Origin of the sequence: Bathymodiolus japonicus methanotrophic gill symbiont (genome assembly GCF_019721995.1) — a bacterium.
GTDB lineage: Bacteria > Pseudomonadota > Gammaproteobacteria > Methylococcales > Methylomonadaceae > Methyloprofundus.
In genome coordinates this window covers 46,400-57,200 of sequence record NZ_BLYC01000022.1, presented here as the reverse complement: position 1 = coordinate 57,200, position 10,801 = coordinate 46,400, and the positions used below count along the sequence as shown (strand labels likewise).

Here is a 10,801-nt window from a genome sequence, read left to right as displayed (position 1 = left end):
GCGACAGAACCGCATGGCGCTCCTGCCTGAAAAGCCTAAGGGTATGCACTGGAAAACATATCACAAGCTTCAAGACCAAGCTATGAGTGATGAGGAGAGTTGTTTTCAGAAAATAGATGAGTATCTTGATCGGTTTTCTTCTCGGTGACCTTAAACAATATAATTAGTTGGGAACTCACTTGAACCCGTAGTTTTTTTACGGCAGACACTAGCTTTTAATTTTTTCTTGACTAAAATAGAGTGCGTTATATAAATAATCTACACGGTAGCTATTTCAATGTTATCAAAGTTTGAGGTAAAAAATTTTAAAGGTTTTAAAGATTGGTTCGTTATCGATTTTTCTGATGTAAATGATTATCAATTTAACACAGAATGCATAAAGGATGATGTGGTCAATAAAGCAATGATATATGGATCTAATGGTTCTGGTAAATCTAATCTAGGCTTTGCTATCTTTGATATTATTTCGCATTTAACTAATAATGAGCATGATCATTTATGTTATAGAAACTATCTAAATGCTAACGTTGATAATGAATTGGCAGAATTTAAATACAAGTTCAAATTTAAAGATAATTCACTTGAGTATCGATATGGCAAGAAAAATAAATCTACATTATCTTATGAGCATTTAAAGATTAATGGCAACTCCATTGTTTCATTGGATAGAAGAAATAGCACTAATGCTAAAATTGATCTTGAAGGAGCAGAAAACTTAAACACTGATGTAGGCGATTCAAAAATATCTATTGTTAATTATATAAAAAACAATACTATATTGGCTGATAATGCAATAAATAGTGTCTTTAATCAGTTCATTGAATTTGTCGATGGAATGTTGTTCTTCAGGTCCTTAGCAGGCAATAATTATTTAGGTTTTGAGAAAGGTTCTGGCAATATTGATAAGGATATTATTGCTCATGGTAATGTTTCAGACTTTCAAGATTTTCTTAATCAGGCAGGTGTTGAATGCAAGTTAACAACTATCGAGTTAAACGGTGAACAAAGTCTAGCGTTTGTTTTCAAAAATAACCCCGTTTATTTTTTTGATATTGCATCTACGGGAACTCAGTCGCTTGCCTTGTTTTATTATTGGTATCAGAGATTAAAAGAGAATTCTAAGGTAACGATGGTGTTTATTGATGAATTCGATGCTTATTACCATCACTCTTTATCCAAATTAATTGTTACGCGATTGAAAAATATTAGTGCTCAAGTTGTATTAACAACACATAACACTAGCATAATGAGTAATGATTTATTTAGACCTGATTGTTATTTCTTAATGCATAAAGAAAAGATTAAGCCTATTAGTCGGTGTACTCAAAAGGAATTAAGAATTGCTCATAATTTAGAAAAAATGTATAGGGCAGGCGCTTTTAATGAAGGATGAAAGCATTATCCTGTTTGTGTTTGAGGGGGAGAAGACAGAAGTTAAGGTTTATGAAAATTTAAAATTATACTTCTCTAAGTTTGATGCTAATACACATATCTATACAACATTTGATACTCATATTTACGAGCTATACTGGGTGCTACAAAAAGATTCTGATAAAGATATTGTTGAGTTGATTAGGGATAGAAATGAGCAGAATAGACAATCGCTTGCTAATATTTCAAGAGATTCGGTTGCTGAGGTCTATCTATTCTTTGATTATGATGGACATGTTCCAGTAGCAACTAATGAAATATTAATGGAGATGATTGAATATTTTGATAATGAGACAGAAGCAGGGAAATTGTACATTAGTTACCCAATGGTTGAGGCTTTAAAGCATGTTCATAGAGATGTGGATTTTAAAGAGACTATTGTTGAAATTAATTCTGGAAAAAGCTACAAAACGTTAGTTGGTGAGGAATGTGGAAATAATATTCAGGACTTAACAAAGCTGACTTTAAGCAATTGGAACTGGATAATTGAAGCGCATGGAAAGAAATTAAATTATATTGTAAATGATGATTTTATCTTTCCTGGGCAGCATGTTTCCCAGATAGAAACCTTCAGAGCACAATTAGAAAAATATATTACTCCTGTTCGTAAAGTAGCTGTATTAAGTGCTTTTCCTATTTTGATTATAGATTACTATGGTGTTAATAAAATCAAGCAAAAACTTGTAGAGCATGCAGAATAGAGCACAGGACTTTAGTACGGAAATACTACGTAACTTACTACGCTATTCAGCTTATTCATACTACTTTGAACAACTTTAAACTTGTGTTATCCTATTGATTAAAAGGAGTTTTAAAGAGTTTGAGATAGTCTCTCAGTATTCATAGTCCCGTGTATATGACATTCTGCGCCCTCCTTGGCGGTTGTCAATGGCCAAAATAATTGAGCCACTTTTCCAGCAAAATAGTTAGTTGTTAAGCTTAGATTTCAGTCGATAACTTTCCCCCTCCCAGCATAAAAATGTGTGAATGATGAATAAGTCTGTCCACAATCAGCACAGCCACATTGTTATCAAAGAAGAACTCCCCCCAGTTAGTAAATTCTTTATTGGTTGTCAGAATGATTGATCTGTATTCATACAGTGCATTAATCAACTGAAACAGGTTATGCATGCCTTTTTCATTCATAGGCGCGCCACCGCGCGCCTCATGATAGATTTTGGGACACCATGTCACAAAAATCGATTCGCCACTCGGCAAATAATTTGTGCCCTGGTCCGCCACGCGTCCGCCTCAACTACGCAACAAAACCCTGCTCCGTTAAGGCTCCCACACATGGCTTGACGGCTATTCGGAATGCAATTCTTTGCCTCGGCGCGCTGCTAGCGCACTTCGGATTGGCGAATTGCCCTGTCGCCTATCAGGGACTAAAAATCACCACTTCGCTAAGCTCCGTTTCCCTGATTTTCAGCGAATGAGAAAAATAAAAACAGGTTCATAGCCGGGTTTACACAAATACGTATATTTTGCGACAGAACCATGGTTCTGTCGCAATAATTTATTATGAAGGTTGAGGTAATGAAAATGATCAAAAAAGGACAAATGTGAGTTAATTTAGAGAGGTCTTGTATCTTAATTCCAGTGTTAATTTAGTTGAATAAATGGCACTATCCAATGACGGTTGGATGAGGGGTAGAGACATTGTAAGGAGGCCTTGATTATAAAAAAATCGTGGGGCAGATTAGTGCCTACCCCTCTTTAATAACGCCTTTAAATGCGAACAGTATCTTGTGCCTGGCCACCGCTGTCAGCCCCGGATGGGCTGATAGTCTCCAGAAGGCGCAGGGAAATTTGCCAATCCGAAGTGCGCGATAGCGCGCGAGGGAGGCTAAAATTTTATCCCGAATAGCCGTAGAGCCATTTGTGGTAGCCATGACTGAGCTGCTTTGTGCTCAGTCTGTGGCGGACGCAGGGCGGCTGGAGCATCTCCTATTCGCTGCGTAGGTGAACGAATTACGGCGACAGGAGTCCCGGAATTTCGTGAGGTAGCATGGCGCGCCTGCACGCAAGAGCACGAATAGTTACAAGAATGCCATGACGTTATTTTATCCAATCTTTAGTTTACGCTTAACTGGAGATAATACGATGATTTATATTGGAATTGATATTTCTAAACTTACCTTTGATGCGGCTTATATTCTTAATTCTCGCACTATTCATAAACAATTTTCTAATAACCTCAAAGGGTTTGGAGAGTTTTCTTTATGGGTGAATAAGAGTAAGAAAGAGGTTTATACCTGTCTCGAAGCAACCGGTATTTATAGCTTTGATCTAGCGCAATATTTATCTCAGCAAAAAGTAAACGTAATGGTCGTTAACCCGATTATCACACATGCCTTTTTTAAGATGGAATTAAATCGTAATAAAACAGATAAGGCAGATGCTCAGCTTATTGCCAGGTATTGTGAACATGTTGTTTTAACAGGTGACTACAAAAAGAGATCATATCAACCTAAAGGAGCAGACTATGAAGCAATACAACGCTTAGTCACACGCTGCGATCAGTTAGAGAAGTCTAAAACACAAGAAAATAACCGCTTAGAAGCCAGTGTGAATAAACAGACATCACGTTCTATAAAACGATTACAAAAAGCGATTGATAAGGAGATTGTTCGGATCAAAAAAACCATTGCTGACATTGTTAAAAATAATCAATCTCTCAGTCAACAAGTCGATTTATTAGTCAGTATCAACGGCATTGGTGAACGGACTGCATGGAGTATTTTAGCGTATATTGGTGACATTCGCTGAAAATCCTGGAAACGGAGCTTTAGCGAAGTGAAGATTTTTAGTCCGCGATAGCCGTAGGGCCGTTGTTTTATCGGAGTCTGAGCGTTAGCGAAGGTGGAGACAAAATAAAAGGCCATCCGACACGGCGTCAAGTCATTTGGAGCCTATGTTCCGACCCCTTGTTGGGTCGGGACGAGGTGACGAGGACGAATCGGGGCCGCCGGAGGCATAAGTGGTCGCGTTAAGTTTTTGCTGCTTGCTTGGGCTGGGATGCCCAAAACAAGCTTTCGCAAAAATAGCGACTCCCCAAAATTTCTTTTCAAATTCAAAACAAATTGCCAGTTATGCTGGATTAACACCCAAGATCATACAGTCAGGTACGAGCATTGATAAATCATCATTATCTAAGCTTGGGCATAAACGATTGCGTAAGTCGCTTTATATGCCAGCACTTGTCGCTATTCGACACAACCCAGTATTAAAGGCTCTTTATGAGCGTTTAGTGAATAATGGCAAACCTAAAAAAGTGGCGATAGTCGCTGTCATGAGAAAATTGTTGATTTTATCTTATGGCGTATTGAAGTCAGAAAAACCATTTGATATAAATTATCAAATGGCGGACTAATTTTTTAAAGAGCCCGTCAAAGAAAAGAGAGGGTGTTTTCAATAAATAAAAGTTGATTTTTAAGACAGTATCTAACCCCTAGGGAAAAGTAACTTTTTTAGCGTATATTACCTATATGCAGAAACCCTTATACAATAAAATACAAAGGTTTCTGACCCTAATGGGGCGCAAGTAATAATGAAGTTTCTAGTCGCCTGAATGGTAAGATTCAAAAGGTTACTATAAACACAAAGATGGGGGAGGGTAGTTCAGTATGGATATCGCGCCATCGCCGGGATAATCCTACACCACCAAACAGGAACTCTTACGTTTTTAGCGAAGTTAAATAAACAAGTGTTTAATTTACACCGTCATCAGCACCCATAATCACCTTCATTTTGCCCTGATTCTACGCAAATAGCGTTAATAAAGGCTGTTAAAAAACATATCATGTGTTATCGTTAATAAAACCCATGTTAAAGAAGTAAACAAATGAAAATAGGTTACGTCCGAGTTTCAACAACATCTCAAGATACATCACTACAAATAGACGCGCTTAATGCAGCTGGTTGCGAAATAATTTATGAGGGAAAAGCACCACCACATAAACGACCACTTATGTGACCATCAGTGTTCCCCTATCAATTGAGGCCGTGAAACTAACCTCGCCACAAGAGAGCTCATAAAGCACTGTAAAGACATTCCTGTTATTATTGCGTTTTGAACTGCCCGAATGGTATACGAGCTGATACGAGATATTCTTGCCTGGAAAAATAATGGATTCACAAAACGATCTCGTTTTTGAGCCTGTTGCTGCCTTATCTCCAGAGCCTCGCTATATTTTTTATCCGATGGATGAATCAATTCTGGCTGTTGTGTTTTTGAAATCTCTTCAAACAGGCGCATTAAATTATAGCTCATTGCAGTCAGGCGCATTTGATTTTCAAGTGAGCGGGTATTGGAAGACCAAGCTTTAGTTTCCTTGAAATTACTTTTAGTGTTATTGAATGTCTTTTCAATCGTCCATCGCTTGAAATACAGCATGGCAATGGTTCCAGGGTTAATAGTCATTGGCAAGGTTGTCACAAACCGGTGAAGTTTTCCGGTTTCTGGATCACGGTAATCCACCACGTTAAATTTGATGCCCTTGTTTTCGTACACACTGTATGCTTCAACCCCTGTATTGATCTCATGGCGGGAGTCAAAAGGGATAGACTCAACCAGAGTCGCAATTGAATTTTCTTTTAGCATTGAAATCATGTAATTAGCATGTCGTTTCTGCCGATCCCACCAGACAAAGTCGGTGACGGCTTTATCGTAGACATAGAGATGTTTCTGAGAGCTGTTTTTTTCAGTATGGCAGGCATGATCAATAAAATGTCCATCCGCTGCGTCTATGGTGTATTCGTCAAGTTCCGGGAATGCTTTAAGATAATCAATGCCTTGCGATAGCAGTGTTTCAGAGTGAAGATGATAGCTCTGCTGTTCAAATGTAAGCGTCAATTCTCTCCACCTAGACAAGCTACCCTAATTACTTTAGAGGCTTAATTTTTTCAATCAAGTTCCAGGGCAAAAACTGATCCAGTGCTTCTGGTTCATAATGCCTACCCAGCTTGGGTAGTTCAGTTAATAAGTGTTTCAGGTAATCAAAAGGTTCCAGGTTATTAGCAACGGCTGTTTGCACAAGACTGTAAAGTAGTGCGCTGGCATTTGCACCGCGTGGTGTCTGGTTAAACAGCCAGTTTTTACGTCCAATCACAAACGGTTTGATATGCCGTTCAGCGGCATTATTATCAATTTGTATATTACCGTCATCAATATAGCGGATCAAGCTACCCCACTGGTTAATAGTGTAACGAATGGCTTTACCTATTGCGCTGTCCTTTGCTGTCTTGGTAAGGTTGTTATCGCACCACTGCTTTAACTCTTCCAGTAAAGGTTTGCTTTTTTCCTGACGCTGTAAATAACGTTGCTCTATCGTCAGGTCTTTGATCTGTTTTTCAAGTGCATACAGTCGGGCAAACTTACGTAATGCGGTTTGAGCCAGCCCCATTTTATTCTTGCGACTCTCTTTAGGGAGGGCTTTTAGCGCTTCATCGAATTTACGCCGCGCATGTGCCATACACCCCACGAGGATACAATCATCTGATGCCAGTGCATGATAGCCTGCATAGCCATCTACCTGCAAGTGACCTGAAAAGGCCCGCAAGAAGCTTTCAGCATGCGCTCCTGCCCGCGTTGGCTGATAATCATACAAAACGATCGGGTGCTCGGATTCATGCTCACCACTCTGATAGAGCCACATATAGGATTTCGATTTCGTCTCTCGACCATCCCGAATCACATTTAAGGTTGTTTCATCGGCCTGGAGGATCTTCTGTAGAATCAGCAGAGCATGCAGTCGATCATAAAAGGGCTGGAGCAATTCAGCGGACTTTAATACCCAGTTAGATAGCGTGGCACGAGAAAGGTCAACACTTAAGCGCTTGAAAATGGTTTCCTGCCGGTAAAGTGGCAGGCTATCCATGAACTTGGCGACAATAATGTAAGCTAATAAACTTGCCGAGGCAAAACTACGAGGAATGGGCTGTGCGGGTTTTGGTGCACTGATAATGCCATTTTCACAGGTGCGGCAGCCATACTTGATCTGTATATGTTCAATGACTTTGATCTGGGCAGGAATGATTTCTAACTGCTCTGACTTGTCTTCGCCAGCCTCATGCAATGCATGACCGCAGGCACAAAAACGCTCTGCTTCAGGTAATTCATAACGGATAACTTCGCGCGGGATATCTCTGGATAATGGCTTGCGGCCTGGCTTTTTACGCTGATAGCTTAGGGTTTCTTCAGGGTCGGAATCATCCTGCTTTAAGCTATCAAGAATGGACTCCGCTTCATTAAACAACTCCATTTGACCCGGGCATTTCTCACTGGAGGTGCCAAAACGCTTATGTTGCAACAGACGAAACTGCTCCTCATACCATGTCAGTTTTTCCTGTAATTGATCCACTGTCGACTGATAGTCCAGCACCATTTTGTGCAGTACATTCGTCTCGTCTGGCAGTGTTTCAGGAAGTGATTTCATGGTGTTTATTATACCACCAAACAGGGTTAAATAATCATTTAACTGGCTGTTTTATTAGATATTTTCCACGTAAAATAACGGCAACAAATCAATTATTTATTAAGCCAGAAATAGCGGTATGAGCTTGCGCTTGCCGATAGGATAAACCTTCCAGTAACCAGTGTAATTCACGTAAGGTTAATGATAACGGATGTTCGTTTAACTCGGTTGGCCACTGAAACTTCCCCTTATCCAGGCGCCGATAATAAAGCCAGAACCCATTACACTCCCAATAGAGTATTTTCAGTTTATCGCGAGAGCGGTTACAAAAGACAAAAATACTTCCGGCAAAGGGATCATGGCCAAACTGTTCCGAAACAATCAGTGACAGACCATTGATAGATTTACGCATATCAGTAACGCCGGTCGCCAAAAACACTTGATTAACAACAAGCCCGTTTATCATGAGATAGACCTAACCAGTTTCAGTAGCGGCTTTAATGATGCAAGTTCTGTACTGGCACAAATTTCCAGACTGAAGCCATTAGAATGAGTCACTTTGATAACTGATGAATCAGCAGGTACGCCTGATCCGTTCAACATGTCCTCTGCAACCAGTGTTACCGGAACCAATTGCTTGGCTTGTAACACTGGTGGAGCGAGCGAACTGAATTGCTTTTTGTAATAACTGAAGATATGCAGCTTGATATCATGGGCTTTGCAATACCCGACCTGAGTTAAACGACTGGCTTGCCATTGCGGTATATGATTTTGCATAGCCGCTTTATTTTGAGATGGACTCATAAATTACTCCTGAGTTAATTGGAGGTATTAGTCTGCCATTTTTTATATTGGTTTAGAATGTGTACTTTAATTGACGCTTACGTTCAAATGCCTCAAGCATACTTGTTCGTCTATGCGACTTCAGTGATTTAAAATACGTTGAGTGGGGAAGTAGCTGGCCATAAATCTGTTCATTGGTTTGGAGGAAATGGCGACCACTATCGACTACACTGATACAGCCTAATAACCCAAGGCGAATAAAGTCGATATCCTTCAACTCTGGGCATGAACGAGCCCACAAAGGATGACGCTCTGCTAACAGGGCACGTTCCATACTTTCATTGCAGTGTTGGTGAATATGTTCAGAGAGTGGTAGGTCTTTAAGCATGGGTGATATCCGTTTATGAGGTGATTAAAACGGAAATTTTTAGAAAATTTCTTCGGCAATTGCAAGCTTTATTTGAAATTATTTGTTGTTTTTTTACGGTGCCTACAGAGTGTCTATTTGCTGTTATAAGTGATTAAAATCAAAAAATGGAAATATTCGAGTGGTGCTACCTTCAGGTAGGTTATAGGCTGCTTTGTTTAGGTACTTCTTCTTTCAATGGGAACACTGATGTATGTGACAGTACCTTGATAGTGTTATATGTTTGGCATTACTTAGGAACATAGTAAAACTGTGAATCAAATGTAGCTTAATAAATGTCCTGTACAAATTTTATACAATATAACCCTATCCTATATGTATCGTGGCTTTCAGTCAGTTACTCAAAAGTAGCACACACTTTTATCAACAGTTCTTGTGGGTAACTACGATATAAGAATTGTTGCTCACAATTTATGCATAGTAATGTCACAGGGTTATTTATCTCTGTATAGCACCCCAAAGAGTCAAGACAGATTTTTCAACAATCCTTATTCCATATTCCTAAGCCGCTTCATTCTGCTGTTCATTAGCTAAAATACTTTCTCTATATACATTCATTGGTTTTTTATAGTCCAGGGTTTCATGAAACCGTTGATGATTATAAAACTCAATATAGTCATCAACATCTTCTATTAACGCTCTAATTGAACCATATTCATTTAAATAAATACGCTCACATTTTGCACTTCGCCAAAACCGTTCAATACAAATATTATCCGTTGCTCGTCCTTTTCCATCCATAGAAATAGTAATGCCTTTGTTTTTTAGTCGTTGGGTATGAATTTCACTGGTGTATTGACTGCCTTGATCCGTATTAAAAATTTCAGGTGTTCCGTAGAGAGAAAGCGCTTCATCTAATACATCCATAACTAAAAAAGAATCCATTGTGTTTGATATTTTATGGGCGAGCACTGCTTTTGAGTGCCAATCAATAATCGCCGCTAAATAAACCATCCCTTCTTTGGTTTTAATATAGGTTATATCTGTACTCCAAACTTGGTTAGCGTGTGATATATCAAGATCTCTAAGCTTATAAGTATATTTTTTATGTTCTTTTATGGGGATCGTTGTATTGACTTGTTTTACCGCTAATACGGCTTTCAAGCCCATCTGCTGCCGATAACTCGCCACCGTGTTTAAACTGACTTTAAAACCACCTTCAAGCAACTGCTGGTGTACTTTAGCCGCACCATAAATAGGGATGTCTTTAAAAATGTGATTAATCTGAGTTTTGATCTCTTCTTTCTTTTTATTCTCTCTTTTTTTGTAATAGAGATTGCTTCTATTTAATCCTAATAATGCACACTGCTGTGTTAGAGGTAGAGTGTTAAGCTTGGGCTCAATCAACTGTTTTCTATCAGATGAGTCCAAGCTTTTTAGCTTTTTTTCGAGCCACTCCTTTTCAACCGTCATTTTTCCTACGATTTTTGTGAGCATCTCATTTTGTTCTTGAGCTGCTAATAGATCCTCTTTGTAATCTTTAACGGCTTTGGAGGGCTCCATTGCTATTTCTGCATTGTCTAAGAATATTTTTTTCCAGTTTTGTAGGTTCTTAGGTGTGATGTTATTTGCACTGGCAATTTCTTGCAGTGTTTTTTCATTCTTTAAAACTTCTAATACCAACTTGCTTTTAAATTCAGCACTGTAGACCGTTCTTTTTCTGCTCATTTTAATACTCCAATTTTTTACAAATAGTAACTAATTTGGAATAAGATTGCTTTGATTTCTTGTCTGGATTTGCTGG

Annotated in this window: 16 protein-coding genes and 2 pseudogenes; 8 read left to right on the top strand and 10 right to left on the bottom strand. The window is 38.9% G+C overall.

Annotated elements, in window-relative coordinates:
- The first annotated feature begins 277 nt into the window (after positions 1-277).
- Together K6984_RS21030 and K6984_RS21025 are read left to right on the top strand one after the other, a co-directional pair.
- Complete coding sequence (locus tag K6984_RS21030) at positions 278-1,393, top strand: AAA family ATPase (protein ID WP_087870157.1); 1,116 nt, start codon at positions 278-280, stop codon at positions 1,391-1,393.
- Positions 1,383-2,132, top strand: a complete 750-nt coding sequence (locus K6984_RS21025; RefSeq protein ID WP_087870156.1) for a hypothetical protein — start codon at positions 1,383-1,385, stop codon at positions 2,130-2,132. Before K6984_RS21030 ends, K6984_RS21025 begins: the two co-directional genes overlap by 11 nt.
- 225 nt (positions 2,133-2,357) lie before the next feature.
- Here the strand turns inward: K6984_RS21025 and K6984_RS21020 are convergent.
- Positions 2,358-2,589 (bottom strand): annotated as a pseudogene (locus K6984_RS21020) (ATP-binding protein); the annotation flags it as partial.
- Positions 2,590-2,618: 29 nt separating this feature from the next.
- Between K6984_RS21020 and K6984_RS21015 the strand changes: the two are divergent.
- A complete protein-coding gene (locus K6984_RS21015) occupies positions 2,619-2,867 on the top strand; it encodes a hypothetical protein (protein ID WP_221897284.1) in 249 nt (82 codons plus the stop codon).
- A gap of 270 nt (positions 2,868-3,137) precedes the next feature.
- Here the strand turns inward: K6984_RS21015 and K6984_RS21010 are convergent, their stop codons facing one another.
- The gene (locus K6984_RS21010) at positions 3,138-3,323 is read right to left on the bottom strand and encodes a hypothetical protein (RefSeq protein WP_221897278.1); all 186 of its coding nucleotides are present in this window, start codon (positions 3,321-3,323) and stop codon (positions 3,138-3,140) included.
- A 12-nt stretch (positions 3,324-3,335) separates the two neighbouring features.
- Between K6984_RS21010 and K6984_RS34445 the strand changes: the two genes are divergently transcribed.
- Both K6984_RS34445 and K6984_RS21005 read left to right on the top strand, forming a co-directional pair.
- Positions 3,336-3,470, top strand: coding sequence for a hypothetical protein (locus K6984_RS34445; protein WP_263458826.1), 135 nt, complete (start codon positions 3,336-3,338; stop codon positions 3,468-3,470).
- A gap of 64 nt (positions 3,471-3,534) precedes the next feature.
- Positions 3,535-4,200 carry an IS110 family transposase gene (locus K6984_RS21005; RefSeq protein WP_221897277.1) on the top strand — a complete coding sequence of 222 codons (666 nt, stop codon included), beginning with the start codon at positions 3,535-3,537 and terminating at the stop codon, positions 4,198-4,200.
- Here K6984_RS21005 and K6984_RS21000 read toward each other — a convergent pair.
- Together K6984_RS21000 and K6984_RS34440 are read right to left on the bottom strand one after the other, a co-directional pair.
- Positions 4,113-4,316, bottom strand: a complete 204-nt coding sequence (locus tag K6984_RS21000; protein ID WP_221897276.1) for a hypothetical protein — start codon at positions 4,314-4,316, stop codon at positions 4,113-4,115. The two genes, K6984_RS21005 and K6984_RS21000, sit on opposite strands and share 88 nt — an antisense overlap.
- 27 nt (positions 4,317-4,343) lie before the next feature.
- A complete protein-coding gene (locus K6984_RS34440) occupies positions 4,344-4,472 on the bottom strand; it encodes a hypothetical protein (RefSeq protein ID WP_263458596.1) in 129 nt (42 codons plus the stop codon).
- Between K6984_RS34440 and K6984_RS31505 the strand changes: the two are divergent.
- The 3 genes and pseudogenes from K6984_RS31505 to K6984_RS20990 all read left to right on the top strand — a co-directional run.
- Positions 4,412-4,615 (top strand): annotated as a pseudogene (locus tag K6984_RS31505) (transposase); the annotation flags it as partial. The gene K6984_RS34440 and the pseudogene K6984_RS31505 overlap by 61 nt on opposite strands.
- 6 nt (positions 4,616-4,621) lie before the next feature.
- Positions 4,622-4,804, top strand: coding sequence for a hypothetical protein (locus K6984_RS31500; protein WP_230988225.1), 183 nt, complete (start codon positions 4,622-4,624; stop codon positions 4,802-4,804).
- 471 nt (positions 4,805-5,275) lie between these two features.
- A complete protein-coding gene (locus K6984_RS20990) occupies positions 5,276-5,407 on the top strand; it encodes a recombinase family protein (protein ID WP_221897274.1) in 132 nt (43 codons plus the stop codon).
- 3 nt (positions 5,408-5,410) lie between these two features.
- Here K6984_RS20990 and K6984_RS20985 read toward each other — a convergent pair whose 3' ends face one another.
- The 6 genes from K6984_RS20985 to K6984_RS20960 form a co-directional block, all read right to left on the bottom strand.
- Positions 5,411-6,286, bottom strand: coding sequence for a transposase (locus tag K6984_RS20985; protein ID WP_221897273.1), 876 nt, complete (start codon positions 6,284-6,286; stop codon positions 5,411-5,413).
- A gap of 28 nt (positions 6,287-6,314) precedes the next feature.
- Positions 6,315-7,868, bottom strand: coding sequence for an IS66 family transposase (tnpC, locus tag K6984_RS20980; protein WP_230988222.1), 1,554 nt, complete (start codon positions 7,866-7,868; stop codon positions 6,315-6,317).
- Between the two features lie 88 nt (positions 7,869-7,956).
- Positions 7,957-8,280 (bottom strand): IS66 family insertion sequence element accessory protein TnpB, encoded by a 324-nt coding sequence (tnpB, locus tag K6984_RS20975; RefSeq protein WP_221897196.1) that lies wholly within the window; start codon positions 8,278-8,280, stop codon positions 7,957-7,959.
- A gap of 29 nt (positions 8,281-8,309) precedes the next feature.
- Positions 8,310-8,651, bottom strand: a complete 342-nt coding sequence (gene tnpA, locus K6984_RS20970) for an IS66 family insertion sequence element accessory protein TnpA (RefSeq protein ID WP_221897197.1) — start codon at positions 8,649-8,651, stop codon at positions 8,310-8,312.
- Positions 8,652-8,703: 52 nt separating this feature from the next.
- The gene (locus tag K6984_RS20965; RefSeq protein ID WP_221897272.1) at positions 8,704-9,018 is read right to left on the bottom strand and encodes a hypothetical protein; all 315 of its coding nucleotides are present in this window, start codon (positions 9,016-9,018) and stop codon (positions 8,704-8,706) included.
- A gap of 540 nt (positions 9,019-9,558) precedes the next feature.
- The gene (locus K6984_RS20960; RefSeq protein WP_087870166.1) at positions 9,559-10,725 is read right to left on the bottom strand and encodes an IS3 family transposase; all 1,167 of its coding nucleotides are present in this window, start codon (positions 10,723-10,725) and stop codon (positions 9,559-9,561) included.
- Positions 10,726-10,801: the final 76 nt, after the last annotated feature.

Excerpts from the sequence above, each read along its gene's own strand:
- K6984_RS21030 (WP_087870157.1), top strand. The coding sequence starts at position 278 with ATGTTATCAAAGTTTGAGGTAAAAAATTTTAAAGGTTTTAAAGATTGG.
- K6984_RS21025 (WP_087870156.1), top strand. The coding sequence starts at position 1,383 with ATGAAGGATGAAAGCATTATCCTGTTTGTGTTTGAGGGGGAGAAGACA.
- K6984_RS21015 (WP_221897284.1), top strand. The coding sequence starts at position 2,619 with ATGTCACAAAAATCGATTCGCCACTCGGCAAATAATTTGTGCCCTGGT.
- K6984_RS21010 (WP_221897278.1), bottom strand. The coding sequence starts at position 3,323 with ATGGCTACCACAAATGGCTCTACGGCTATTCGGGATAAAATTTTAGCC.
- K6984_RS21005 (WP_221897277.1), top strand. The coding sequence starts at position 3,535 with ATGATTTATATTGGAATTGATATTTCTAAACTTACCTTTGATGCGGCT.
- K6984_RS21000 (WP_221897276.1), bottom strand. The coding sequence starts at position 4,316 with ATGGCCTTTTATTTTGTCTCCACCTTCGCTAACGCTCAGACTCCGATA.
- K6984_RS31500 (WP_230988225.1), top strand. The coding sequence starts at position 4,622 with ATGCCAGCACTTGTCGCTATTCGACACAACCCAGTATTAAAGGCTCTT.
- K6984_RS20990 (WP_221897274.1), top strand. The coding sequence starts at position 5,276 with ATGAAAATAGGTTACGTCCGAGTTTCAACAACATCTCAAGATACATCA.
- tnpC (WP_230988222.1), bottom strand. The coding sequence starts at position 7,868 with ATGAAATCACTTCCTGAAACACTGCCAGACGAGACGAATGTACTGCAC.
- tnpA (WP_221897197.1), bottom strand. The coding sequence starts at position 8,651 with ATGAGTCCATCTCAAAATAAAGCGGCTATGCAAAATCATATACCGCAA.
- K6984_RS20965 (WP_221897272.1), bottom strand. The coding sequence starts at position 9,018 with ATGCTTAAAGACCTACCACTCTCTGAACATATTCACCAACACTGCAAT.
- K6984_RS20960 (WP_087870166.1), bottom strand. The coding sequence starts at position 10,725 with ATGAGCAGAAAAAGAACGGTCTACAGTGCTGAATTTAAAAGCAAGTTG.